Consider the following 25,288-nt stretch of genomic DNA (forward strand, 5'->3'; position numbering starts at 1 on the left):
TCCCGGTCCGCCGGATTGGCGGAGACCCACGGGCTCTGGGACTATATGGCATGGCCAGAATCTTCGCGCGAATGGCGTCTCTTGGAATAGCTGTCACTCTTCTCGGCGCCGGCTGCTCAAGTGACCCGGCGGAGGACACTCCGGATCCGACCACGGTGCCGAGCGTTGCGGCGGCGGCCCCTCCGACCCCGGTCCCTTCCACGGATCCGCAACCCGAATCGACGCCGGGCAAGGGGCCGGAGTGCGTCACCGACAGGTGTTTCAGCGTCACCGTCAGCGGTGACCTGCTCGTGCATCCGCAGCTTTGGGAGCAGGCTGCCGCCGATGCCGCTGCCACCGGGAAGGGCCCGCTGGACTTCGAACCGCTCCTCGCCGCCCAGCGTCCCTACCTCGAGAACAGCGACCTGGCGCTCTGCCACCTCGAAACACCGGTCGCCACCCCGGACGGGCCCTTCAGCGGCTACCCCCAGTTCAATGTGCCTCCCCAGATAGTGACCGCGGCGAAGGAAGTGGGGTATCAGGCCTGTACGACGGCCAGCAACCACACCATCGATGCCGGGACCGAAGGGCTGCTCCGCACGCTGGACACCCTGGATGCCGCGGGGCTCGACCACACGGGCTCCTATGCGACCGAAGCTGACGCCCAGCGCCTGATGATCCTCCCGACGCCGGCTGCCCGGGTTGCGGTGATCGAGGCGACCTACGGGCTCAACGGGCTGGTGCCCGATCAGCCCTGGCGCGTGGACATGCTCGACATCCCGACGATGATCGCGAAGGCCGAGGCGGCACGCGCCCAGGGGGCCGACGTCGTCCTTGCTGCCCTCCATGCCGGGGACGAGTACGCGTCGGTCCCCAACGAGCAGCAGGTGCAGGCGGCGCATGCGCTGGCGGACAGCGGCGCCGTCGACTTCATCTACGGGCACCACACCCACTCGGTGCTGCCCATCGAGAAGTACGCGGACACCTGGATCGTCTACGGCCTGGGCAACGGCGTCACCGAGTTGTCTCCGACCTACGACGTGAACAATGAAGGACTGACGGTGCGCGCACAGTTCGCCCAGGACGACGCCGGGGCTTGGAGCGTCAGCGACCTCGCCTGGGTTCCCTCGATGATCGTGCGCGACCCGTACCGGTGGTGTTCCCTCGCTCCCGACCAGCCCGCCGGGTCCTGCACGACGGTGGAACGCGAGGACGCCGCCCGGGAGCGGACCCGCTCGGTCGTGGAGTCCCTCGGAGCGGCTGAGGAAGGCGCGCACCAGTGGGATCTCGCGGCGGAGGCACCGGCCCCCTGATGGTCAACGGTCGCCGTGCGCGTCCTCGGGATCGGCGGGAGACGCCTCGCGTCGCTCCTGGATCAGCTCCTTCGTCCGGACGAGCCGGAGCAGCGTGACCAGCACGATCCCGCCCAGCACGTTGAACAGGAGCGTATAGCCGAACCAGCCGAGCCACTGCAGGTACGTGACGTCCGCGCCCGAGTGGATCGCCGCGAAGATGAGCAGCGAATCGAGGATCGAGTGGAACAGCTGAAGCCCGGCGAGAAGGAATCCGCCGATCACCGTTGCCACGATCTTCGCCGGATCCGACTGCGTGCCCTGCTGCATCCGGCTCATGAGCGTGATCGTGCTGCCGCCCAGGACGGCGAGCGCCACCGTCTGGAGCGAGATCGCCGGGTCGACATAATGGTGGGCTGCCTCGCTCACGACGTCGCTCCACTGGGGGAACGCCTGCATCACGATCCAGACGAAGATCCAGCCGCCCACGAGGTTGCCGAGGAGCGTGCCGCCCCACAGCTTCCCGAGTTGCCTCACGCTTCCCTCGCGGGCGACGACGGCGGCAACCGGCATGAGGAAGTTCTCGGTGAAGAGTTCACTGTGCGCGAGGAACAGTGCAACGAGTCCTACGCTGAAGGCAAGCCCCGCAAGCAGGTGGTTTCCGGTCTCGTGCAGCACCGCGAGGTAGGCCATGATGCCCAGCCCGACCTCGAGGCCCCCGAACAGCCCGGTGACCAGGACGTTGCGCCCGGTACGGTTCAGGCGCTCGGCACCCTCCGTGATGGTCTCGTCGAAAGACTCGATGAGCTCTTCCTCCACAGGCGCATCCGATTCCCCCAGTTCCCTGCGACGCTCTTCACTCATGGACATTCCCCTGGTTGATCACTCATTGCCGGTCAGAGCAAGTGTAATGATCAGCCTGGAGTGCCGGACGGGTGAACGCCCGGCGGGTGACCGCTGTGCGATCCGCTGCTTTGGTGCAATGCTGGGCACATGATGTTGGGGGAAGGGCTGCTGCCGACCGCGGAAAGCACGACACCCGCGGATCCCGTCGTCGTCGGTTTCGACGGTTCGCCCGCGAGCGCCGCCGCGCTGGACTGGGCTGCGAGGAGGGCCGGAGCCCTGCGGTGTCCGCTGCAGCTGGTGCACGCCGTCCATGAATTCTGGCTGATGCCCCAAGCCACCCACTACGACGCCGTCATCGGGGCTGCCCGCCAGCTGCTCCAGTCAGGCGTGAGACGGGCACGGTTGCTCGTGCCCGACCTGCACGTCAGTACCCATGTGCACAGCGGGGACGTGGTGGGTGCCCTGAGCGAACTGTCCGCGTCGGCCCGCCTGGTGGTCCTTGGTACCGACAAGAGGGACGCGGACTCCGGGGAGTTGACGGGAGCCGTCAGCCAGCAGGTGGCTGTCATGAGCTTCGCGCCGGTAGCAGTGATTCCTCCACAGGACCTCTCGACGGCCGCGGGCGTGGTGGTGGGAACCGACGGCTCGGCCGAAGCGCGCCAGGCCGTCGGCGCCGCCGCCGCAGAGGCCGCACTGATCGGGGCGGACCTGCTGATTCTCACCTCGTGCGCTATCCCACCCACCGAAGCGTGGGCGCAGAAACCCGGCGGCGCGGAATACCAGGGCGTCATCGCTGCGTCCCGTGGCCTTCTGGACGAGGCGGTATCCCTCGTGACCGCTTCCTACCCGGGTCTGATGGTGAGGAGCCGGCTCGAGACACAGCTGCCGGCTGCAGAAGCATTGATCGGTGCAGCGTCGACTGCCCAGCTGCTCGTGGTCGGAAGCCTCGGCCGCGGAGCGGTACGCCGCATGCTGCTCGGTTCCGTCAGCCACAAAGTACTGCTGAATCCGCCCTGTCCCACGCTCATCACACGTCTTCCCCAGTAAAACCCGCTCACCAGTTCGGAGAAATTCATGACGCAGCAACCCGAGAACAGCACTCCCAACAACAGCGCCCCCGTGGTGGTGGGGTACGACGGCTCGGAGGTGTCCGGGGCCGCAGTCCGGTGGGCAGCGCGCTACGCTGCAAGCAGCTCCCTCAAACTGGTCATCGTGCACTGTTGGCTCTGGCCGCTCATGACGCACAATCTGGGGCCGGTGAACGGCGTGGCGGACAGCGGACTCAAGCATGCAGCAGTAACCACACTGGCGGACGGCCGCAAGGCGGCTCTCACCGAGGCGCCCGGCCTTTCCGTCGAGACACGCCTGGAAGTCGGTTACCCGGCGGAAATCCTCACCCGGTCGTCGATCGACGCCGCCCTGGTGGTAACCGGGAGCAGGGGTCTCGGTGGCTTCTTCGGGCTCCTCATCGGATCCGCAAGCCTTCACCTGGTGGCCTCCGCCCGTTGCCCGGTGGCGATCATCCGCGACGCCGCTGCGGTCTCAGGGCCTGTGGTCGTCGCAGTGGACGGATCATCCTTCAGCCGGAAGTCCCTCACCTTCGCCTGCGATCTCGCGCTGGCCTTCGCTTCCCCGCTGCGTATTGTGCATGCGGTGCCGCAACCGAGGTCCGGGCCGAAGCTTCCCGCACTCGCGGAGGACGGGCAACGGATCCTCGACGAGGCGGCCGCCGTGGCGCGGGGTGCCGGTCTTGAGGAGGGCCTGGAGGTACGGCTGCCGACGGGTCGCTCAGTGCCCGAGATGCTGCTGCATGAAGTGACCGGTACCCAGTGCCTGGTGCTTGGGTCGAAAGGGGTCAGCGGTCTCGCCGCCCGGTTGGGATCGACTGCCCACGCTGTACTGCACCATTCCAAGGGGAACGTGATTGTGTGGCGTGGGACAGCAACAGATTAGCCCACCGCACGAAAGGACCCGCTCTGCTCATCGTCCTCACTGGAATTGACGGCGCAGGAAAGACCACCGCTGCCCTCGCCGTCGTCGACGCTGCCCGTGCCTCCGGAAAGCAGGCCTGTCTCCTGCGCAATCCGGCGGGGCGTCTGGCGATGGCCTCGATGTGGACGCGGTTGGGGATCCGGCCGGCGCCTCGGGTGGAGGAGTGCCTCGAGTCTTCGGCACGCATCTGGAACGTGCTGATCAATACCGTTCGGGCCCGCCGCCGTTGCGGACTCGTCCTCATGGACCGCGGGCTCGTCTGCCAGCTGGCGCTGCGGCAGATGAGGGGCCTGCCGAGGGGCCACGTGATCCCCTGGCTGCTTTCGGTGCTGCCGCGACCCGACGCGGTGGTCCACTTCGAACTGGAACCCGCCCTCGCCCTGAAGCGGATCGACCAAAGAGCCGCGGATACCGAGACGCTGCCGGGGCTGACGGCCTTCCATGCCGGGTATGTGTCACTTCCCGAATACGCCACATTCACTGTCCTCGATGCATCACGTCCTCCAGCCTCCGTCCAGGCCGACCTCGCAGCGATCGCAGGAAGAGGCTCCGGATGCGACCCGAAGCCTCTTCCTGCACGGTTCTGATTCCTACCGGCCGCCGATAACGCCCTCCTCCACTGCCTTGGCCGCGCCGCCGACCTGCCGACCTGCCGAATGCACGGGCCCGCACCCGGCTACCGCAAGAAAGGATAGCTTGGGAACATGACGGCATCGTATCGCTATGACGTGGAGGTGCTGCACCTGCTCGTGTCACCGGCTCATGCCTACTTCGGCCGCGCCCGCGACGGCGCGGCCGACGTCCCCACAACAGATGCCGACCACGTGGAGCTGGTGACCGGCAAAGGGATCATCGGTGACCGGTTCTTCGGCAAGGCGGCGCACATGGACGCCGCTGTGACCCTGATGGCAATCGAGGCCCTCGAGGCCATCGCCGAGGATCTGGGGGTCGCGCCCTTCGACCCGCTGCTCACACGGCGCAATGTGATCCTTCGGGGCGCCCAGCTGGCTCCGCTCGTGGGCGAAGAGTTCGCGCTGGAGTCGCAAGGGGATCTCGTGCGGATCCGGGGCGGGCGGCCTGCTCATCCCTGTGCGTGGATGGATCGGATGCTGGCTCCGGGGGCGCACGCCGCGATGCGCGGGCGGGGAGGAGTGCGCTCCCAGCCGCTCTCGGATGGGGTACTGCATCGCGGCCCGGCCGTATTGATCAGCCCGGTGCCGCTTGAGCCCAGCCGAGCGCATGTCCCCACGCTGCTGCGGCCCTCCCGGCTCCCCTAGCCTCACCCGGAGCCTCAGCTGTCCGGCGTCGGGTACGTCCTCGGCGCAGTCCGCCGTTCAGATCATCCTCGATTCCAGCATCCCGCCCGGCACCGTCATCGGCGGGGACTACCCGCAATGGCATTCTCGATAGAGTGAGACCTACCGAGGCGGACGATCAAGGACCAGATGTGAGCACCGAACTGAATTGGGCAGGCAACCACACCTATCGTGCGGATCGTCTCGCCTACCCCCGGTCCACCGCTGAACTCCAGGAGTTGGTGGCGTCGGCTCCTAAGCTCCGCGCCCTGGGATCGCGTCATTCCTTCAATGACCTTGCCGATTCGACCGGTACCCTCGTGTCGCTGGAAAAGCTCGATCCTGGAATCTCCATCGATGAAACCGCGCGCACCGTCAGCGTGAGCGGGGGAACCCGGTACGGGGTACTGGCCGAGGAGTTGCAGAGGCGAGGCTATGCACTCCACAATCTCGCCTCCCTTCCCCATATCTCGGTGGCCGGCGCCGTGGCGACCGCCACCCACGGGTCGGGTGACGCCAACGGGAACCTGGCCACCGCCGTCGTCGGCATGGACTTGGTGCTGGCCTCGGGCGAGATCCGGTCCGTCCGGCGGAGCAGCACCGCCGACTTCGACGGCATGGTGGTGGGGCTGGGTGCACTGGGCATCGTCAGCAGGCTCATCCTGCGCATCGAACCCGCTTTCGGCGTACGCCAGGACGTCTTCACGGACATCCCCTGGGCGACCGTCCTGGAGGATTTCGACGCCGCCACCTCAGCCGCCTACAGCGTCAGCCTTTTCACGGACTGGCGCAGCGACGTCGTCAGTCAGGCGTGGCTGAAGAGCCGGACCGACGCGCCTGGCTTGACGACGCGATTCTTCGGGGGCACCCCCGCACGAGCCGCACTGCATCCCCTCCCTGGTATCTCGGCAGAGAACTGCACCGTACAACTCGGAGTTCCCGGGCCGTGGTCCGACCGCCTCGCACATTTCCGGATGGAATTCTTTCCGAGCAGCGGTCAGGAACTGCAGACCGAATATCTGGTGCCACGGGAGTACGCAGTGGAAGCGATCACGGTGATGCGGTCCTTCGGGAAACGTCTGGGTCCCCTGCTCCAGGTGTCCGAGATCCGCTCCATGGCAGCGGATCGGTTGTGGCTGAGCAGCAGCTACGAACGCGCAAGCATAGGGCTCCACCTGACGTGGAAGCCCGAGCAAGCCGCCGTCGAAGCCCTGCTGCCGGAGCTCGAAGCTGCTTTGGCGCCATTGTCGGCGCGTCCCCACTGGGGCAAACTGTTCGCTGCGGAAGTGGAGGCGCTTGAACCGCTCTACCCGCGCTTTTCCGATTTCCGGGAGCTCGCGGAACGCATGGATCCAGAGCATAAGTTCCGCAACGACTTCCTTGAGCGCAAGGTGTTCGGCCGGGCATCCCGACCAGGAGCGCTCGATTCCCCCGCCGTCAGTGCTTCCGGTCGAGCCACTGCCAGTGTGCCAGGGTCCGGAGCCGGGTAAGGAGCGCACGCGATTGCTCCGGGCCGTACGGCAGCAGGGGAATGGCCTTGGTCATGTCGGTGGACGCCTCATCCATGGCCGCCTTCGTCACCCGGATGGCCGAACGCATCCTGTTCAACTGCGTTTCCACGTGATCCACCCCCACAGGACGTCCATGCCCCGGGACGAAGACGTCGTACAGGTCCTCGAGGGCGACGATCTTGCCGAGGGTCCGGATCCAGTCCGAAGGAAAGGAATCCTCGAACGCCGGGTCCGCCCCCTCCTCCACGAGGTCGCCCGTGAAGAGCACATTTCCGGCACCCACCAGAAGGTCGTGGTCGGTATGTCCCCGGCCCAGATAGAACAGTGTCACCGAGACATCGCCCAGATCCAGGTCCACCGGGGCACCTTCCACCAGGCGATTGGCAGGCAGGATGCGGGTGTTGTCGCCGTCGTCCGCCGCCATACCCGGCTCGATGCCGGCTACCAGACCGCGCTGGGCTTCGCCGCGCTCGGAACTCACTTCCCCGCAGCGCGCCGTCGCCCAGAAGTCCTCGACGCCCTGGGCGGCGAAGTAGCTGTTCCCGAAGATGTGATCCCCGTGCGCGTGGGTATTCACGACGGCGAGGGGCAGGTCGGTTCGCTGCCGGACGGCCCGATGAATCCGACGTGCCTGGAGGGGGCCGGCTCCGGGATCGATGACAAGACCCTTCTCGGAACCCAGCACGAGGCCGGTGTTCATTCCGAATCCCGGAGTGGACAGCACCCACACACCGGGGCCGAGTTCCCTCCAGGGGTCATCCGGCACGGATTCGGGCGACGCGGTGGACATGGGTTCCCTTTCGATCGGAGGCGTTCCCAGTCTAGGTGTCGACACTCCTAGGGCGCGGGTTTGAAGGCGAGCGGTTCCGTCGTCGTCGTCCCTGCATCCGGGCGTTCGGGTACGCGGAGCAGTGGCAGCAGGAAGTTGATCAGGGGGCCGATCAGGAGCGCGAAGGCCACCGTCCCCAGACCGACGGTTCCCCCGAGGATCCACCCGATGCCGAGGACTGTCGCTTCGATGGTGGTCCGCACGAGCCAGATCGGCAGCCCGTAGCGGAAGTGCACGCCCGTCATCAGGCCGTCCCGCGGTCCTGGTCCCAGGCGCGCGCCGATGTAGAGACCGCTGGCCACGGCGAGGAGAACCAGTCCACCGGTGAAAAGCAGCACCCTCGCCCAGAGCTGATCCGGCTCGGAGATCAACACCAGGCCGACCTCGGCGCTGGGGCCGACCAGGAGCACGTTGAGCACCGTTCCTACCCCGGGCTTCTGGCGCAGTGGAATCCACAGAAGAAGGACAAGTGCGCCGATGATGTTGGTCATCCAACCGAACGGTATGCCCGACTGCAGCGACGCCCCTTGGCTGAGGACGTCCCAGGGGGAGACACCCAGGCCGGCGCGGATCATCATGGCGAGTGACACGCCATAGAGGAAGAGTCCTATCAGAAGCTGGGTCCAGCGGCGGATCGAGAGGAAAGGCATGGTGCTACTCAATCGTTGAATTGGACTTACCACAAGATGCCAATTCTATTACTCTGGCATCATGCTGGTACTTTCCGCCCATCGACTTTCGTCGGAACTCGGGCAATGGCGGGGCAACACCGCGGTGTATACCGCCCTCGCTGACCGCGTCCGGCTGCTAGTGCTGGATGGCCGGCTTCCACTGGGTACACGGCTGCCGGCCGAGCGGGAACTGGCGGAAAAGCTCGGTGTCAGCCGGACCACTGTAGCTGCCGCTTACGCCCGCCTGCGTGGGATGGGCTACGTGTCGAGCACTCGGGGGTCCGGAAGCATCGTCGGAATGCCCGGTAGCGGCACTCCCCCACCGGAGGACAACCCTGCGGGACTCCTTGATTTCAGCAGGGCGGCCCTTCCCGCCGCTCCCCAGTTCATCGAGGCGACGGCGCGGGCTGTCCAGGAACTGCCCGCGTATCTGAACGGTCCTGGCTATGATCCCGTGGGACTGCCCCGGTTGCGGCAGGCGGTGGCGGACCGCTATGCCGACCGCGGCTTGCCGACCGAACCACAGCAGATTCTGATCACGCTCGGCGCGCAGCACGCTATCTCGCTCCTTGCTCGGACCCTGCTGGAGCGGAGTGACAGCGCGCTGGTCGAGGCGCCCAGCTATCCCCACGCCTATGAGGCATTGCGCGCAGCCGGGCGCCGACTGGTTCCCGTCGCGGTGAGCTCCGGATCAGGATGGGATGAGGACGGCATGGAACAGGCCTTTCGGAGGGCCGATCCGGTCATTGCCTATGTGATGCCCGACTATCACAACCCGACGGGTGAGGTCATGCCGGCCGGATCGAGGGAGCGGCTACTGACTGAAGCTGCGCGCCACGACACCGTGGTGATCGCTGACGAGACCATGGCTGAGCTGCGCATCGACGGGCCGGAGCCGGTTCTTCCACTGGCGGCCTACGGGCCGGCGGTCCTCATCGGCTCCTTGGGGAAAACCGTCTGGGGAGGGCTGCGTATCGGCTGGATCCGTGCCGAACCGGACCTGATCGGACGCCTGGTGCAGGCACGGTTCGCCAGTGACCTTGGCACCCCCATCCTCGAGCAGCTGATTGCCCTGGAGCTGATGAAGGACTACCGGCGTTTGCTGGGAATCCGGGCCGGCCAATTGGCGCGCGGACGGCAGCACCTCGAGTCCCTGCTGGCCGCGGCACTTCCGGAGTGGACGGTTCCCCACGTCAACGGGGGGTTGAGCACCTGGGTCAATCTGGGACGACCCGCGAGCTCGCAACTGGCACTGGCTGCGCGCTCCGGCGGCCTGCTCCTTGCTGCTGGACCGCGCTTCGGGATCAACGGAGTGTTCGAGAGGTTCCTGCGAATTCCCTTCAGCTATCCGGCCGAGGACACGGAGCAGGCAGTGCGGATACTGGCAGAGACTTGGGCCGCGTTGGGGCCCGAATCGCCCTCGCGTCCCTCGTACCTGCCAGCACTCGTCTGATCCGCAATGTCCTGCCCAGCGACGTTCCGGTTCACTTCGGAATGTGGGGGTTACTGGATCATGGTTCCGTCAGGGGCCACGACGTACCAGACCTCTCCGACAGCCTGTCCATTGACGTCCCCTGCAGCCAGGTCCTTGTCGAAGTAGTAGATCGGCATCCCGTTGATGGTCATATGCAGTTGACCCTCGGGAGTCTGGATGGTGCCTACTTCGCCGGTGACGCCCTGCACCTCGGGAGTTTCGCTTTCGCTGATCACCGGTGGCCAGGCGACGAGGCAATCCCCCGTGCACGCGCTGACCCCCGAATTGGCTTCGTCCCGGGTGAAGTAGTAGACCGTCATTCCTCCGGCGTCGACCACGATCTCGCCGAACTCGCTCTCCGCCACCCCGAGGGTAGTGGGGCCGACCGCCGCAGGCGCACTGGCTTCCCCTGTGGCCTCCTCGCTGGCCTCCCCTGTGGCCTCCTCACTGGCCGCTCCGGTGGCCTCCTCGCTGGCCTCACTGGGTTCGGCAGCCTCCGTAGTCGCTGCCTCCGTGGTTTCAGCGGCCTCGGTCGTCTCAGCCTCCGTGGTTTCAGCGGACGTGACCTCCGCCGCGACAGTCTCGGCAGTCTCTTCTGCCGCACCTGAGCACCCACTCAGCGCGAGCATGCCCACCGCCACCCCAGCGATCATCCTGGAAAATTTCTTGCCCATCATTTCGATCCTCCTGATCATCCCGGCAACACCCCGGGTCTGGTGGGGCGGACCCATCGCCGTCCCGCTCAGGATAAGAATGCGCTTCCGCGCTTGGAGAAACCAGAGGAAAAGCTCCGGAGGGGAGAACTTAACGATTTCCCAAGGTCGCAGTCGCAAACTTCAGTGTGTGCGTGAAGCCCTCACGCACCCCACTCAATGAGGTAGTCATGAAACCTGCACCGGATACTCAGGGAAGAACAAAAGTACGGTCCTTCGGAGGGAAAAGGACCGGAATCATCACGACGGCGTTCGCCGTCGTCTGCACCTCCTCCATCTTCGCCATTCCATCAGCGTCAGCAGCGGTCCCGACGTTCCCGGACAACCTCGTGGTGTTCCCCGACCGGGACTTCATCACCATCGAGGGCTACCAGGACAGGGTCGGACAAACAGCGACCATCGAAGTCAGCCGCGAAGGGGCCGGGGTGGTCGGTTCAGCCTCCAGCGTCGTAGGAGCCGGCGACGTGGCCTTCGAGATCAACCACCCCGGCGGCGTCTGCTGGGGAGCCGGAACCGGCTTGAACGTCACCCCCGACATCAAGGCCGGGGACGTCGTGTCCATCAAGTTCGACGGCGCCGTCGTTGCTGACACCCGCGTCCAGGACGCCAACGTGACCGGTTCCCCTGTCATCAGCGGTGATGGCACCATAATGACCATCAAGGGCCATATTGCAGAGGTTGTGAACGAGGCCCAGTTCGAGCAGCGGGTCATCGAACCGGCGCTGAAGGAAACCGACGTCGGACGGCGCGATGTGCGTGCTCTCCCGGGGCCAGTGACGTCCGATGACTCGGGCGCCTACACCTCCGGCGTGGTGTTCGAGGGGAACACCTTCACCGCGACGTATGATTTCACCTCGCCAGAGACCGCCCAGGTCGCAGCCGCCGGCGGTGCCCGCGCCATGGCCTGGGAGCAAGCGGACGTCGACGGTAACCGCCAGGGCCTGACGATCGCCGAGTTCGGCGAAGTCGGCGGCCCCGGAATGGGCGGCTGCCCCAACGGGCCGCTCCAGTCAGGACCCCCGGCACCCACCGATCTGGCAGCCGCGCCGGTCGGCACCAACGGCGACCTCAAGGTCACCTGGACCCCCGCGCAGGCCATCCCCGGCACACCGGCTATCACCGGCTACCGCGTCACGGCCGTGGCCAACACCATAACCGCTAACGAACAGATCGAGATCGGCAAGCGGATCAGCGGCCAGGGCGCCACCGGCACCACCATCACCGGCCTGAACCCGGACGAAACCTACGAAGTCTACGTCGTGGCCGTCAGCAGCGTCGGAGAGACCTTCCCCGCCGCCAGGATCATCCCGGCATCGGACGCCGAAGCCCCGACCGTGAGCGCAACACCTGGTGACGGTGCAACATCCCCCACCGCCCAGGAAGTGACGCTCACCTCCAACGAACCGGCCGCCGACATCTACTACACGACCGATGGATCCGACCCCATTACCTCGGGCGGTGTCGGTGCCGGTACGCTCTACACCGGGCCCATCGCCATCGGAGCAACCACCACGATCACCTACGCGGCGATTGACCCCTCCGGCAACGTCTCCAACAACATGACGGCAACCTACACGATCACCAATGATCCGCTGCCTGCCGCACCGACCTTCACTGGAGCGCCGGTAGCAGGCAAGGGAACCGCATCACTTGCCTGGACTGCCCCTGACGCGGGAGCCGCTGGGTTGTCCATCACCAGTTATACCGTCCAGGCCTACACGGCCGATGGCACGGCTTTCGGAGCACCGAAGACTGTTGCCGGAGACGTCACCACCCTCGTGTACGACGGCCTCACCGGCGACACGGTGTACCAGTTCACGGTACGGGCGAGCAACACCAACGGTACCGGTCCCGCGTCGGCGAAGTCCGAACCGGTAACGGTTCAGGGTGCGCTGGTGGCACAGGCAGGAGCGGATCAGACCGTTGTACGTCGCACCACGGCCACTCCGGTGACCCTGGATGGCACCGGCTCCACCACGGCGGGCGCCACCTACCTGTGGGAGCAGGTCCTGACCGGAGATACCGATCCGGACAAGATGACGCTCACTGGGGCTACCACGCTGAAGCCGACGTTCACCCTCCCGGTCTACAAGTACCCCGCGACCAACAATCCGCTCACCTTCCGGTTGACGGTCACCGCGGGCGGCGAAAGCCGGACCGACGAGGTCAAGGTCACACCGGTTCCTGACCGCGTGGCCATCGGCAGGGCCGAGTGGAAGAGCGGCGACTTCAGGGTCTCGGGAACCAGCTCGGCAGTCGGCAGCGTCATCACCCTCCACAAGGGCAGCCTCGGCGGCCCCGTCCTGGGCCGTGCGACTGTCACAGCGGCTGTGGCACCGGCGACTGGAGGCGAGTTCAGTCTCCGACTCCGGGATGCCGCAGCGGGCACCAGCAACCCCGGAACGGTCTGGATCGAGTCCTCGGTGGGAGGAGTCGCAGGACCCACGACGGTGACGAACAGGTAATGAAGTAAGAGCACACTCGGATAGAAAGAACCGGCGAACGGGCCTGGTGTTCCTCCAGAACTTGGAGAACACCGGGCCCGTTCGCCTTTGTGTCGCAGGAGCCGTCACGAAACTTCTACAAACTCGAGAACTCAGGGTTTTCCCAAGAACCGCGGAGCACGCTTAGAGCGCCAGTTCGGCTCTAAGGAGACCATCATGACCACTTCACGACGACAAGTACTCCTGCTCGGAGGGCTGGGAGTAATGGGGGCAAGCGCACTATCGCTGCCGTCCACACTTGTCGAAGCTAAATCCATCAGTAGGCTCGCCGACCGGGATATGCCCCGGCCGTTCAGGACCGAGTTCGCCCAGGCGCCCATCCTCGCGCCCAGAACGGCGATTGATCCTGCTGACGGGAAACCCGTCAATTACTACTTCCTTAAGGAAACCGCAGCGACTGCCTCGATTCTTCCCCGGTTGACGACGCCGATTCTCGGCTACAACGGGGTCTTCCCGGGTCCGACCATCAGCCTTGATCAGGGCACCAAGGCCGTTGTACGAATCAGCAATCAGCTTCCCGCTACCCATCCCACCGCCGGCCACCTTCTGTCCACGTCGACCCACCTGCACGGGTCAGCCTCCCTGCCGCAGTTCGACGGCTACGCGAGCGACGTAACCAACACCGGATTCTACAAGGACTACCAGTACCCCAACTTCCAGCCGGCTCGCACCCTCTGGTACCACGACCACGGGGTGCATTTCACGGCACAGAACGCCTATTCAGGACTTGCCGGGCAGTACCACATGCACGACCCGCTCGAGCGGAAGCTCCTCCCGCAGGGGAATTTCGACGTCGCACTGACTATCTCCGATGCCATGTTCGCCGCCAACGGCGCCCTCGGCTACGACGACAACTCCCATTCCGGCCTTTGGGGCGACGTCATCCTGGTCAACGGCAAACCATGGCCGATCATGAAGGTTCAAAAACGCATCTACCGCTTCCGCATCCTCAACTGCAGCATCTCCCGCTCTCTCCGGCCCACTCTCAGCACCGGCGACCCCCTGATCATCGTGGGAACCGATGGTGGGCTGGTGCCCGTACCGCAGAACGTCGCCAACTACCGTCACGCCGGCGCTGAGCGGTACGAGGTACTTATCGACTTCCGGAAGTACGCGACAGGGCAGCGGATCGAACTGCGGAACCTCTCTAACAAGAACAACGTGGACTACGACTTCACGAACAAGATCATGGCCTTCGACGTGGTGGACACCCCGGTCGATACGACCGATGCGACCTGGAACACCGTTCCCGCAGCATTGGTCCCCAGCGAGGCCATGAGCCTCAAGCCCGCCCAAGCCACCAAAACCCGCCATTTCCGGGTCAAGCGGGACGACGTGACCAACCTGTGGACGATCGACAGTGACACCTGGCAGGACGTCATTGCCAGCGAATACCGCAAGACCATCGCGGACGTCGATCTCGACGCCGTCGAGATCTGGGAGTTCGAGAACAGCTCGGGCGGCTGGTTCCACCCCATCCACATCCACCTCGTCGATTTCCAGATCCTCAGCCGCAACGGCAGGCCGCCGTTTGCCTCCGAGCGCGGGCCGAAGGATGTCGTGTACGTCGGCGAGGGCGAAACGGTCAGGCTGCTCATGAAGTTCGGTCCCCATCGGGGCCGCTACATGGTGCACTGCCATAACCTGCCGCATGAGGACCACGACATGATGGTTCAGTTCAGTGTGGGGATCGAGGATTTCGACAATGACCCCAACGATCCCATCAAGGCAGCACCTCCCCAGTTCGGCACCGGCGCGTAGGGGCCGGGAAGTCATGGATGCGGACCGGGTGCTCTTGCGGACTACACGCAGGGCGCCCGGTTTGCGCCACCCGAAGTCGGTGGCAGCATCTTGGGTGGTCGCTGCACTGCTGGTCACCCGGCTCTGGGTCATCGAGCCCCTGACGGTGGCGTCCGACAGCATGGAACCGGCAGTGGCAGAGAACAGCACCGTGCTGATGCTCAAAGCGTTCCCACCAGCGCAGGTGAAGCGGGGCACTCTGATCGTCTTCACCAGCCCGGAGGGAGGCACGCCTACCCTCAAGCGGGTGGTCGCGGTCGGCGGACAGTTCGTGGCCATCGAGGATTCGATCCTGCTGGTGGATGGGAAGGCAGTCCCCGAGCCGGGCATCGACCACACCCGCATCGACGGAACCTATTTCGGCCCTGTGCAAGTCCCCGAAGGTCAGGTGTTTGTTCTGGGTGACAACCGTGCCGGGTCCATCGACTCACGCGACTACGGGAGCGTTCCCCTGGAGAACCTCCTCGGCATCTTGCTCTTGCCATGAGTGCCCGTGCAGGATGCGCACTCAGTCGCCGGTATGGTGCGAAACACCGAGGGACAAACGCATGTCATCCGGTCCCTCCAACGCAAGCTCCACGGCACGATCCGGAATCTCGAAGACCAACTCCGTATTCACTGTGTTTCCCTGTCGGATGCGCTGGCTTCCCGGCACTGAGAGAAGGAGCTCGCTCGTCCCTGCAGCCAACCCGCTGATCGAGTAATCCGCTGGATCGAACGGAATTCCTTCAGGTTCCACCGCGGTGAGTTCGAGTACCACCCGCACCCGGTGCGCGCCGGCCGCGGCGGGCGAGTCGAATACGCCCGTTTCCCCAGCGTCCTGGGGCGTCCACCCGTCCTCTTCGACCGGGACGATACCGTTGATGCGAGCCAGCCCGCCGTCGATGACGGCTGCGGCCCCCAACGGCGTGCTGCTCTCCTCCTTCCCGCCCAGCAGAAGAATGCCTCCCACGGTAACAACCGCCAGCAGAAAAACGAACGCAAGAACTCTGCCGCGCGTTAACCAGGTGTTGGTCCCGCGGGCAGGCGGGCTGACAGGAAGGAGGGATTCCTCAGGTTCCATGGGATCACCGGCAACATTCATAACTCCAGCGTGGCGGCGCGACCATGGGAAAACCTTGTCCGGTCATGCCTACGGATAACGCGAACAGACCTCAAGGATTCCCGAAGGTTGGTGAGCGACCCTATGCGTACGTGTTATGGCTGCTGCTCGATACCCAGCATGTGTCGGCAGCTCTCGCAAGGAGAATAATTATGTCCGGAACATCCCGCTACGCGGACCCGGAGGTTCATCCAACGCAGGATGGCTTCGTCTTCCTGGCGCAGGTTCGGCCGTTTCGGGGTACCGACGCTGAGATCACGTCCCACCTTCAAGCCGTCTCATCCCAGATCACCAAGGATCTGCTGACCACGAGCACCGCCGTCATCGGAGCCGTGATCCTGGCGACGTGCAACCGCTTCGAGATCTACTGCGAAACCTCGCCCTCCTCAACGGCCCGAATCGCCTGTTCCGAAACCCTCGGGTCCGTCAGCCATTGCACGGGCATCCCACTGCTCCCCCTCTCCTCACTCTTTGCCTACAGCTTCGGGCTGTCCGTCACGCAGCACCTGTTCACCGTTGGAGCCGACCTTGATTCGGCAGGCGGAGGCGAGCGCGAAATGTCCACCGAGGTTCGCAAGGCCCTGACCCTGGCCCAGGCGGCCGGCACAGCCAGTGCGCAATTGGTCCGCTTGTTCCAGGCGGCGTCGCGCACGGCGGACGAAGTGGAAGCCTGGGTGGACCGATGCAGCACAGGGACTTCAATCGCCACGGTGGCCCTTGATCTCGCGACCGGCTTCCCGCGCCCCGCCCTTTCCGAGGTGTCAGTTGTTCTCATCGGCACAGGAAACCTGGCGGGCTGCGTTCTGGAGCTGCTCAGGAGCCGGGACTGCTCAGCCATCTGCGTATTCTCCTGGTCCGACCGGGCCGAAGCGTTCACCGCCCAGAGAGGTGGAACGGCGTTGAGTGTCTACGAACTGCCGGCGGCGGTGGCCTGGGCGGACGTGCTGATCGGTTGCAGCGGGGCCGGCGCCCGCATCACCGAGCCCATTCTGGCGCTCTTGAGGCGAAGGGCCGGAAAACCTCTCACCGTGCTCGATCTTGCCCTCAGCCATGATTTCGAACCACAGGTGGCGGAGATTCCCGGCGTCGAGCTGGTCACCCTTGAGGCGGTGCAACTCGCTGCCCCTGCAACCGATCTGGAAGTGATGCGGCATGCACACGCCCTGGTCCAGCAGGCAGCGCACCAGTTCGAGAAACAAGCCAGTTCAAATTGATGGTTCAGCTCGCCGGACTACAGATCGGCGAGCACGCTCCCCGGGTTCTCCATGGCATCTGCAACGTAACGGAGGAAACCTCCGGCGGTTCCCCCGTCACACACGCGGTGATCGAAGGACAGCGTCAGTTCCGTCACCTTGCGGACGGCCAGTGCACCGCCCACGACCCAGGGGCGGTCGATGATCCTGCCGACTCCGAGGATGGCAGATTCCGGGAAGTTGATGATGGCCGCACTGCCGTCCACCCCGAAAACCCCGTAGTTGTTGAGGGTGAACGTCCCGGAGGTGAGGTCCGCGGGCGTCGCCTTGCCCACGCGCGCAAGGGCGGCGAGCCGTCGGATTTCAACGTCGAGCTCCCGTGTGTTCATCCGGTCGGCGTTCCGGACACTCGGCACCAGGAGACCCCTGTCCGTCTGTGCAGCCAGCCCGAGGTTCACCCCTGCCACCCGGAGGATCTCCTGTGAGCCGTCATCAAGGATATTGATGCGCGTATTCAGTTCGGGATACCGGTCAAGCCCCGCCACGACGAACCGGGCGATGAAGGCGAGCAGGCCCGGCGCGGACTCCGCCCCGCGCATCTTCAGTTGTGCCCGCAACTCGACGAGGGCTGTGACATCCGCGTCCACCCACACTGTTGCCTCGGGTATTTCCCGCCGGCTGCGGGACATCGTGTCCGCCACGGTCTTCCGCACGCCGCGCAACGGGGTCCGGTCGAGCACCGGCAGCCCGGAGCGCGGATCGGTCCCTGGAACAGCGGCACCCGCCTCGGTTGACGAAGGGCTCGTTTCCGGCGCAGCAACGCTTGCTGCACGCGGGGAGGACGACGGCGGTCCTGCCTGGGCGGCCGACACAGCCTCGACGTCGCGGCGGAGGATCAGCCCGTCCGGGCCGCTGCCGGGGATATTGCCCAGCGTCAGCCCGGCCTCCCGGGCAGCCTTCCGTACCAACGGTGAGACGCACAGCACCGCGCGGCGGGCGGAAATTCCGTCCTCGCCGCGATCGGCTGACTCGCCGGCGGCTGGATTACCGGCAACGGGTCCACGAACGATCTGCCCGCTTTCCTGCCGGGACGCGGACGTTCCGGTTCTGCGTTTCCTGGTGCGGCCACCGGTCAATCCGCCCGGTGTCCCGTAGCCGATCAGGACGTTCCCCGAGCCGCTTTCCGCCTCGGGCACGGGCGCCTTGTCGAGCGCAGCCGTCGGGGAGATTCCCGCGCGCTCCTCCGTGCGGTACGCCTCGGTTGCGGAAGCGGCTTCGGCCGCGGAACCGGGCACATCGGGCGTCGCCGTTCCCGCCGTGCCAGTGGCACGCACCGAGATCAACGGCGCTCCCACGTCGAGCGTTTCCCCCGGAGCTCCGTGCAGCACGGCCACCGTTCCGGCGAAGCGTGAGGGCACCTCGACCACCGATTTGGCGGTTTCCACCTCGGCGATGGCCTGGTCCACCATCACCTCGTCCCCCTCCTTGACGAGCCAGGATACGAGCTCGGCTTCGGTGAGGCCCTCTCCGAGATCGGGAAGGTTGAACACCAGCAGGGCCGGTGTCAGTGCTTCGGCACTCATGGTCAGTCCTCCCACTGCAGGGCATCGACGGCGTCGAGAATGCGGTCGACGCTCGGCAGGTAATAGGATTCGAGCTTCGGGGAAGGGTATGGGATGTCGAAGCCCGTGACGCGCAGCACCGGCGCCGCAAGCGAATGGAAGCAGCGTTCCTGGACGCGTGCCACGATTTCCGAGGCAACGGAGGCAAAGCCCGGTGCTTCGGCGATCACGACGGCGCGCCCGGTCCTGCGGACACTCGCGCATACGGTCTCGTCGTCGAACGGAACGATTGAGCGGACGTCGATCACCTCGAGGGAGCGCCCTTCCTCGGCTGCCGCGGCTGCCGCGGCCAGGGCCGTGGGAACCGACGGGCCATAGGCGATCAACGTGGCGTCCGTGCCCGCCCTTGCAATGACAGCACTGCCGATGGACCGGGGCCCGGACTGCTCGTCGAAGGTCCGGCGGAGCTCGTCGAGGTCGAGCTTCTCCTTGGACCAGTACAGCTTCTTCGGTTCAAGGAACACCACGGGGTCGGGCAGCGCGATCGCCTCACGCAGCATCAGATAGGCATCGCGGACAGTTGCCGGGGCAAGGACCGTGAGGCCCGGGGTGTGGGCGTAATAGGACTCCGAGGAGTCGCAGTGGTGCTCCACTCCCCCGATCCCGCCGGCGTAGGGGATGCGGATGACCATCGGGAGGAGGACCTTGCCCTTGGTGCGGTTGGGGATCTTCGCGACATGGCTGACCACCTGCTCGAAGGCGGGATAGGCGAAGGCGTCGAACTGCATCTCGACGACGGGGCGCATCCCGTTCATCGCCATGCCGATGGCCATGCCCATGATGCCTGCCTCGGCCAGTGGCGTATCGAAGCAGCGTTCTTCGCCGAAACGTGCCGTGAGTCCGTCGGTGACGCGGAAGACGCCGCCCAGCGGGCCGACGTCCTCGCCGAACATCAGAACCGAGGCGTCGGCCTCCATGGCATCGGCGAGGGCCGCATTCAGCGCCTTGGCGAAGGTGACCGGGGCTGCAGTGGAACCGGGGGCGGAGCCTGCCGTGCGCTCGGCTGTCTGGGTCATGATGGAATCTCCTCGCGGGTCAGTTCCTCGCGGAGCATTGCGGCCTGCTCGCGCAGCTGGGAGGTCTTCTGGGAGTAGACGTAGGCGAAGAGATCCTGCGGATTCACCTCGACCTCCTTGTTCAGCCCGTCGCGGATCGAGGCGGCAAGCACCTCGGCCTCCGCTGCGAGCCTGGTCTCGGCGTCGGCGTCGAGCAGGTTCAGGCTCCGCAGGTAGGTCCGCATGCGGCTCAGCGGATCCTTCGGAATCCACTTGTCGACGTCGGCGGTCGAGCGGTACCTCGTGGCGTCGTCGGCGTTGGTGTGTGCCTGCATCCGGTAGGTGTGGGCCTCGACGAGGGAGGGACCACCGCCGTCGCGTGCCCGGGATACTGCGGTACCAAGGACCGACAGCAGCGCGGCGACGTCGTTGCCGTCCACGCGTTCGCCGGGCATGCCGTAGCCGATCCCCTTGTGTGCCAGGGACGGCGCGACCGACTGGTTCTTCAGCGGCACCGAAATGGCGTATTCGTTGTTCTGGACGAAGAAGACCACCGGGACATGGAACACTGCCGCGAAGTTGAGTGCCTCATGGAAGTCGCCCTCGCTCGTGGCGCCGTCACCGCACATGGCGAGCACCACGGTGTTCTCGCCTCGCAGCTTGGCCGCATGGGCAACACCAACGGCGTGCAGCAATTGGGTGGCGAGCGGCGTGGCCTGCGGGGCGACGTTGTGTTCGTAGGGGTCGTAGCCGGAGTGCCAGTCACCCCGCAGCAGGGTCAGCACCTCGAGCGGGTCGACCCCGCGCGTGATGACGGCCACGGTGTCGCGGTAGGTGGGGAACAGCCAGTCCTGCTTGCCGAGCACCACGGCGGCAGCCACCTGGCATGCCTCCTGCCCATGGGAGGACGGGTACACCGCCATCCGTCCCTGGCGAACGAGGGCGTTGGCCTGGTCGTTGACCCTGCGGCCGGTGACCAGGCGGGCATAGGCGCGGACCAGTTCGTCGCCGTCGGGCAGCGGATAGCGGTCATCGTGCTGGTGAATGCCGGAGGGATCGATCAGTTGCACAGGGCTCGACGACGGCAGGAGGGCCGCTTCCGGGTTGCCGCTGCGGCGCTCGCCGTCCTTCGTTGGACTGTCGAACTGCCGATTCGCGGGAATGGTCATTCTTCGCCTCCCTTGGCCGCCCTGTCAGCGGCTCGATGTCCTGGAACAAGGCATCGGCTTATGGATGCTGTGTCACTCCAAGTATCGCTTTCACCGCGAATTGTCGCCACAAGTCGGCAAAAGTGTGGATGTAATCCGTGAACGGGACTAATCTTGGAGACAAAGAGTTCGTGTGAGCTGGATTACGGCGGAGAGTGTGGACACGTGGCGGAAAGAACACTGGACGAGGTGGACCGGAAGATCCTGACGGAGCTCACGCGGGATGCCCGGCAGTCGGTGACTGCGGTGGCGGACAACGTGCATATCTCCCGCGCGCATGCATACTCCCGTATCGCCAGACTGACCGACGACGGCGTGATCACCCGGTTCACCGCGATCATCGATCCCGCAAAGGCCGGCCTCAAATCCTCCGCGTATGTCACGCTCAAGGTCCGGCAGCACGCCTGGCGCGAACTTCGGGAGAAGCTGCGGGAGGTTCCGGAGATTCACCATATCGCCCTGGTTGGCGGGGACTTCGACGTTCTTCTCCTGGTGCGCGCCGAAGACAACGTGGGCCTCCGGCGCGTCATCTTCGACCAGCTGCAATCCATGCCCGGCGTGCTCGACACCCAGACCTTCCTGGTATTCGAGGACCTCGACACCCGCTAGGCGCGACCTCAGCCGGTGAAGGTCGGTTTGCGCTTCTGCTGGAAGGCGGCGAAACCCTCGGCGTAGTCGGCGGTTCTACTGAGTGCACCCTGTGCAGCGTTCTCCTGCGCGAGCGCTTCCCACAGGCCGAGCCGCTGGTCCCGGATTGCCGACACGAGTTTTTTCGATTCCCGGAAGGCGGCGGTGGCACCATCGGCAACCGCGTGGACCCTTCGGCGGGTGAATTCGAGCAGTTCCCCGGCTGGGACGGATCGGCTGAACAGGCCGCCCGCGACGGCTTCCGTCCCGCTCATGAGCTCCGCGGTGTACACCAGATCCAGTGTCCGGTGCGCACCCAGCCGCTCCGTGAACAGCCAGTGCCCCCCGGAATCCAGGGTGGCACCGAGGTTCGCGAAGGGTGAGCCGATCTTCGCGGTGTCCGCCACGTAGACGACGTCCGTTGCCACGAGGAGTCCCAGACCGACGCCGAGGCAAGCGCCCTGCGCCGCCGCGAAGGTGGGAGCCGGAAACGCCGCTATCTTCTGCAGCAGCGGTCTGACGCGCCCGTCGAGGTATCCCCCGGCGTCGTCGTCCCGGGCATCGACACCGGAGATGTCGCGCCCTGCGCAGAACGCCCGGCCCTCCCCGCGCAGCAGCAGGGCGCGCACCGACCCCTTGGCGGCGTCGTCGAAAGCGGCCGACAGATCGGCCAGCGCGCGGTCGTCGAGCGCATTCAGCTTGTGGGGTGCGTCGAGCACGATCTCGACCACGCCGTCGTAGATCTCGAGGCTGATCATGCTGTCGGCAGTACTTGTCGTCATGTCAGCGTTCCTAGGCGTCGTAGTCGACGGTGACGGTGTCGCTCGTGGGGCGGGCCTGGCACGTCAGGACGAAACCATTCTCCACCTCATCGGGTTCGAGTGCATAGTTTTCTGCCATGTCCACGGTTCCGGAGACTACCTTCGCCCGGCAGGTTCCACAGACGCCACCGGCGCAGGCGAAGGGCACATCCGGACGCACGCGCAGCGCGGCGTTGAGTATCGATTCCCGTGCATGAGTGGGACTCTTGACCTCCCCCTGCAGTCCGTCGAGGTTGAAGGAGATGATGAAATTCTCACCGTCCTCCGCTGCCCGCACCGGTCTTCCCGTCTGGCCCTCAGGCCTGTCAGGCTCACCCGTCGAGAACAGCTCGAACCGGATTCTCTCCGCTGGAACACCGCGCCCGGCGAGCGTGTCGCGGCACAGCTGCACGAGGTCGAAGGGCCCGCAGAGGAACCACTCGTCGATCTCGTCGGTGCGGATCACGCTCCCCAGCAGGGTCTCGAGCTTGTCCGCGTCGATGCGTCCGGTCAGCAGGGGTGAAATCCGCTGCTCACGCGAGAGTACGTGGTGTACCGCGAAGCGCGCGGGGTAGCGATCCTTCAGGTCGGCGAGTTCCTCGAGGAACATCACGTCCATCGCAGCACGGTTCGCGTAGATCAGGTCGAACCGGACGGTCGCGTTGGCTGCGAGTACCGTCCGGGCGATGGCGATGACGGGTGTGATCCCGGACCCCGCCGCCACGGCGGCGAAGGAGGTCTGCGTCGCGGTGTCGATCTGCCGGGGGTCGTTGACTTCCGTCAGTTCGTGCTTCGAGATGAATTGGCCCATGGGGCTCATGACGTCGAGGGTGTCGCCGGCCTTCAGCGACTCATTGGCCCACACGGAGAAGAGCCCGCCGAGGTCACGCTTGATCGCCACCCGGATCTCGCCGGGCTTCGGCTCAGCGCAGATCGAGTAGCTGCGGCGCACTTCCTTCGGTTCGCCGTCGACGTCGAGCGTGGTGCGCAGCGCAACGTACTGGCCGGGGAGGTAATCGTACCGATCGGCGAACGCGGCCGGCACCGCGAAGGCGACTTCGACGGCGTCGTCGGTGAGGCGGCGAACCTCGGACACCGTCAGCGGGTTGAATGCCGTTCGACGCTTGTTCGTGGGGGCGAGGACTACCGCCATCTACAACACCTTGAAGTAATCGAAGGGCTCCCGGCAGTCCTGGCACACGTAGAGCGCCTTGCAGGACGTGGAGCCGAAGCGGGTGAGCTCGCGCGTGTCGAGCGAGGCGCACTGGGGGCACTTCACGCTGAAACCGATCCTCACCGGACCTGCGGCAGCCTTCCCCGTAGGAGGAGCGATGCCGTACTCGTTGAGTTTCGCCTTTCCGGCGTCGGTCATCCAGTCCGTGGTCCATGCCGGAGCCAGCTCGATGCTCACGCGGACGTCGTCGTACCCGCGAAGCTTCAGGGCCGAGCTGACGTCGTCGCGGATCGCGTCCATCGCCGGGCACCCCGAATAAGTGGGAGTGATGACCACCGTTGCTTTTCCGCCCGGACCCGCACCTGCGGCACGAAGCACACCCAGGTCCTCGATGGTGAGTACGGGGATCTCGGGGTCGCAGATCTCGGCGGCGATGTCCCACACCCGGGCGTCGTCGTCGTTCGCCGGCCGGCAGGCAGTGTTGATTGCGGTGCTGGTTCCGGTGTTTTTCCCGGTGCTGGTTCCGGTGCTGGTTCCCATGGCCACCGTCACCAGGAAGCTCCGGGGTGCTCGCGTGCTAGGACCTGCATCTCGGCGAGGATGTAGCCCAGGTGCTCGCTGTGACGGCCCTGACGGCCCCCGCCCACCGCCTGCGGAACGGACGGGACCTCGAGTTCGGCTTCGGAGAGCACGGCTCCGACCGCCGCATCGAACGCCGCCTGGAGCGCACTCGGACGGACTGCGGCGTCCCCCAGCGCGTCGACGGGCGCGTAGTCGGTGAACAGCTCCCCTACATAGGGCCAGGTGAGCTTCAGCCCGACCTCCATGCGGCGTCGTGATTCGTCGGTTCCGAGGGCGAGCCGCAGGATCCACTGGGCACTGTGGTCGCGGTGGTAGTCGACCTCCTTCACCGCCTTGGCAGCGATGCCCGCAAGGGTTGAATCAGTGGAATGCACCAATCGTGAGTACAACTCCCACTGGTAATGCGCGACGACGAACTGGCGCGCGATGGTCCGGGCGAAGTCGCCGTTCGGCTGTTCGAACAGGTGGGCCGAGCGGAACTCGGGTTCCCGGCGGAAGTAGGCGAGGTCGTCCTCGGTCCTGCCCGACGCGTGGCCGGCGTAGGTGAGGAAGGACCGCGCGTGGCCGATCAGGTCGAGCCCGATGTTCGCGAGCGCCACGTCCTCCTCGAGCTCCGGCGCCCGTGAGATCCACCAGCCCAGCCGCTGCGCCAGGATCAGCGAATCGTCGCCGAGCCACAGGGCGTATTCAGCGACGTCGGCGGTCGGTCTGGCATCCGATGCGGCAATGTCTTCGGGGCGGAGGGCGTTGCCGGGGGTGATCCGCGTGGCGCTGGCGCTTGACTCGCTCACAGGTGCTTCACTCCCTCGCTCTTCGTGTAGTAGGTGGCGTGGCGGTAATCCTTGCCCTGGGGGGATTCGAAGAACTGCTCCTTCGCGTCCGGATCGCTGGTGATGATCGACGACGACGGCACCACCCAGAGACTGACGCCCTCGTTGCGCCGGGTATAGAGGTCACGGGCGTTCCGCACGGCCATGTCGGCGTCAGGGGCGTGGAGAGACCCCGCGTGGACGTGCGAGAGGCCTCGCGAGGACCGCACGAAAACCTCCCACAGCGGCCAGCCCTGGCGTTTTTCCGAG

At 65.7% G+C, this 25,288-nt stretch carries 25 protein-coding genes; 12 read left to right on the forward strand and 13 right to left on the reverse strand.

All coding sequences use genetic code 11. The annotated features are described in order from the left end of the window. Window positions 1-50: 50 nt before the first annotated feature. Window positions 51-1,292 carry a CapA family protein gene (locus tag IWX65_RS09135; RefSeq protein WP_196882259.1) on the forward strand — a complete coding sequence of 414 codons (1,242 nt, stop codon included), beginning with the start codon at window positions 51-53 and terminating at the stop codon, window positions 1,290-1,292. A 3-nt stretch (window positions 1,293-1,295) separates the two neighbouring features. Here IWX65_RS09135 and IWX65_RS09140 read toward each other — a convergent pair whose 3' ends face one another. After that, window positions 1,296-2,135 (reverse strand): formate/nitrite transporter family protein, encoded by an 840-nt coding sequence (locus tag IWX65_RS09140; RefSeq protein WP_196882260.1) that lies wholly within the window; start codon window positions 2,133-2,135, stop codon window positions 1,296-1,298. Between the two features lie 129 nt (window positions 2,136-2,264). Between IWX65_RS09140 and IWX65_RS09145 the strand changes: the two genes are divergently transcribed. From IWX65_RS09145 to IWX65_RS09165, 5 genes are all read left to right on the forward strand, one after another. After that, window positions 2,265-3,164 carry a universal stress protein gene (locus IWX65_RS09145; protein ID WP_196882261.1) on the forward strand — a complete coding sequence of 300 codons (900 nt, stop codon included), beginning with the start codon at window positions 2,265-2,267 and terminating at the stop codon, window positions 3,162-3,164. A gap of 27 nt (window positions 3,165-3,191) precedes the next feature. Beyond that, a complete protein-coding gene (locus tag IWX65_RS09150) occupies window positions 3,192-4,070 on the forward strand; it encodes a universal stress protein (RefSeq protein WP_196882263.1) in 879 nt (292 codons plus the stop codon). Beyond that, a complete protein-coding gene (locus IWX65_RS09155; protein WP_334683768.1) occupies window positions 4,046-4,696 on the forward strand; it encodes an AAA family ATPase in 651 nt (216 codons plus the stop codon). Before IWX65_RS09150 ends, IWX65_RS09155 begins: the two co-directional genes overlap by 25 nt. Before the next feature lie 117 nt (window positions 4,697-4,813). Beyond that, the gene (locus IWX65_RS09160; protein ID WP_196882264.1) at window positions 4,814-5,386 is read left to right on the forward strand and encodes an MOSC domain-containing protein; all 573 of its coding nucleotides are present in this window, start codon (window positions 4,814-4,816) and stop codon (window positions 5,384-5,386) included. 170 nt (window positions 5,387-5,556) lie between these two features. Beyond that, window positions 5,557-6,894, forward strand: coding sequence for an FAD-binding protein (locus tag IWX65_RS09165; protein ID WP_334683769.1), 1,338 nt, complete (start codon window positions 5,557-5,559; stop codon window positions 6,892-6,894). Here IWX65_RS09165 and IWX65_RS09170 read toward each other — a convergent pair. Next, on the reverse strand, window positions 6,842-7,705 hold the full coding sequence (locus IWX65_RS09170; RefSeq protein WP_196882271.1) for an MBL fold metallo-hydrolase: 864 nt from the start codon (window positions 7,703-7,705) through the stop codon (window positions 6,842-6,844). The genes IWX65_RS09165 and IWX65_RS09170 overlap by 53 nt on opposite strands. A 47-nt stretch (window positions 7,706-7,752) precedes the next feature. Further along, window positions 7,753-8,394, reverse strand: a complete 642-nt coding sequence (yczE, locus tag IWX65_RS09175) for a membrane protein YczE (protein ID WP_196882273.1) — start codon at window positions 8,392-8,394, stop codon at window positions 7,753-7,755. Between the two features lie 61 nt (window positions 8,395-8,455). On the opposite strand from yczE, the gene yczR reads away from it, so the two are divergent. Continuing rightward, window positions 8,456-9,868 carry a MocR-like transcription factor YczR gene (yczR, locus tag IWX65_RS09180; protein WP_196882275.1) on the forward strand — a complete coding sequence of 471 codons (1,413 nt, stop codon included), beginning with the start codon at window positions 8,456-8,458 and terminating at the stop codon, window positions 9,866-9,868. 50 nt (window positions 9,869-9,918) lie between these two features. Here yczR and IWX65_RS09185 read toward each other — a convergent pair whose 3' ends face one another. Continuing rightward, a complete protein-coding gene (locus IWX65_RS09185) occupies window positions 9,919-10,566 on the reverse strand; it encodes a COG4315 family predicted lipoprotein (protein ID WP_334683770.1) in 648 nt (215 codons plus the stop codon). 206 nt (window positions 10,567-10,772) lie between these two features. Between IWX65_RS09185 and IWX65_RS09190 the strand changes: the two genes are divergently transcribed. The 3 genes from IWX65_RS09190 (at window position 10,773) to lepB (ending at window position 15,393) form a co-directional block, all read left to right on the forward strand. Next, window positions 10,773-13,067, forward strand: a complete 2,295-nt coding sequence (locus tag IWX65_RS09190) for a fibronectin type III domain-containing protein (RefSeq protein ID WP_196882281.1) — start codon at window positions 10,773-10,775, stop codon at window positions 13,065-13,067. Window positions 13,068-13,262: 195 nt separating this feature from the next. Further along, window positions 13,263-14,867: a multicopper oxidase family protein gene (locus IWX65_RS09195; protein WP_196882284.1), complete on the forward strand. Its 1,605-nt coding sequence runs from the start codon at window positions 13,263-13,265 to the stop codon at window positions 14,865-14,867. 94 nt (window positions 14,868-14,961) lie between these two features. After that, window positions 14,962-15,393: a signal peptidase I gene (gene lepB / locus IWX65_RS09200; protein WP_334683771.1), complete on the forward strand. Its 432-nt coding sequence runs from the start codon at window positions 14,962-14,964 to the stop codon at window positions 15,391-15,393. Between the two features lie 21 nt (window positions 15,394-15,414). On the opposite strand, the gene IWX65_RS09205 is transcribed toward lepB, so the two are convergent. Beyond that, window positions 15,415-15,858: a hypothetical protein gene (locus IWX65_RS09205; RefSeq protein ID WP_196882288.1), complete on the reverse strand. Its 444-nt coding sequence runs from the start codon at window positions 15,856-15,858 to the stop codon at window positions 15,415-15,417. Window positions 15,859-16,160: 302 nt separating this feature from the next. Between IWX65_RS09205 and IWX65_RS09210 the strand changes: the two genes are divergently transcribed. Continuing rightward, the gene (locus IWX65_RS09210; RefSeq protein WP_196882290.1) at window positions 16,161-17,222 is read left to right on the forward strand and encodes a glutamyl-tRNA reductase; all 1,062 of its coding nucleotides are present in this window, start codon (window positions 16,161-16,163) and stop codon (window positions 17,220-17,222) included. Window positions 17,223-17,239: 17 nt separating this feature from the next. On the opposite strand, the gene IWX65_RS09215 is transcribed toward IWX65_RS09210, so the two are convergent. Genes IWX65_RS09215 through pdhA form a run of 3 tightly spaced genes read right to left on the reverse strand, consistent with a single transcriptional unit; the run spans window position 17,240 to window position 20,987 of the window. Continuing rightward, on the reverse strand, window positions 17,240-18,784 hold the full coding sequence (locus tag IWX65_RS09215) for a dihydrolipoamide acetyltransferase family protein (protein ID WP_196882292.1): 1,545 nt from the start codon (window positions 18,782-18,784) through the stop codon (window positions 17,240-17,242). 2 nt (window positions 18,785-18,786) lie between these two features. Beyond that, the gene (locus IWX65_RS09220) at window positions 18,787-19,839 is read right to left on the reverse strand and encodes an alpha-ketoacid dehydrogenase subunit beta (RefSeq protein WP_196882294.1); all 1,053 of its coding nucleotides are present in this window, start codon (window positions 19,837-19,839) and stop codon (window positions 18,787-18,789) included. After that, complete coding sequence (gene pdhA / locus IWX65_RS09225) at window positions 19,836-20,987, reverse strand: pyruvate dehydrogenase (acetyl-transferring) E1 component subunit alpha (RefSeq protein ID WP_196882296.1); 1,152 nt, start codon at window positions 20,985-20,987, stop codon at window positions 19,836-19,838. The genes IWX65_RS09220 and pdhA overlap by 4 nt, the downstream gene beginning before the upstream one ends. A gap of 204 nt (window positions 20,988-21,191) precedes the next feature. Here pdhA and IWX65_RS09230 point away from each other — a divergent pair, with 204 nt between their 5' ends. Then, window positions 21,192-21,635, forward strand: a complete 444-nt coding sequence (locus IWX65_RS09230; protein WP_196882297.1) for an Lrp/AsnC family transcriptional regulator — start codon at window positions 21,192-21,194, stop codon at window positions 21,633-21,635. 8 nt (window positions 21,636-21,643) lie between these two features. Here IWX65_RS09230 and IWX65_RS09235 read toward each other — a convergent pair whose 3' ends face one another. From IWX65_RS09235 to paaB, 5 genes are read right to left on the reverse strand one after another with little or no spacing between them, the layout of a single operon-like run. Beyond that, complete coding sequence (locus IWX65_RS09235; protein ID WP_196882408.1) at window positions 21,644-22,411, reverse strand: enoyl-CoA hydratase/isomerase family protein; 768 nt, start codon at window positions 22,409-22,411, stop codon at window positions 21,644-21,646. 34 nt (window positions 22,412-22,445) lie between these two features. After that, entirely contained in the window at window positions 22,446-23,606 is a 1,161-nt protein-coding gene (gene paaE, locus IWX65_RS09240; protein ID WP_196882300.1) for a 1,2-phenylacetyl-CoA epoxidase subunit PaaE, read from the reverse strand. Next, a complete protein-coding gene (gene paaD / locus IWX65_RS09245; RefSeq protein WP_196882304.1) occupies window positions 23,607-24,167 on the reverse strand; it encodes a 1,2-phenylacetyl-CoA epoxidase subunit PaaD in 561 nt (186 codons plus the stop codon). A gap of 8 nt (window positions 24,168-24,175) precedes the next feature. Beyond that, complete coding sequence (gene paaC / locus IWX65_RS09250) at window positions 24,176-25,000, reverse strand: 1,2-phenylacetyl-CoA epoxidase subunit PaaC (RefSeq protein ID WP_196882305.1); 825 nt, start codon at window positions 24,998-25,000, stop codon at window positions 24,176-24,178. Next, window positions 24,997-25,263 (reverse strand): 1,2-phenylacetyl-CoA epoxidase subunit PaaB, encoded by a 267-nt coding sequence (gene paaB / locus IWX65_RS09255; protein WP_442859185.1) that lies wholly within the window; start codon window positions 25,261-25,263, stop codon window positions 24,997-24,999. The genes paaC and paaB overlap by 4 nt, the downstream gene beginning before the upstream one ends. Window positions 25,264-25,288 lie beyond the last annotated feature (25 nt).

It is taken from the genome of Arthrobacter sp. CAN_A214 (genome assembly GCF_015751955.1).
Classification (GTDB): domain Bacteria; phylum Actinomycetota; class Actinomycetes; order Actinomycetales; family Micrococcaceae; genus Arthrobacter_D.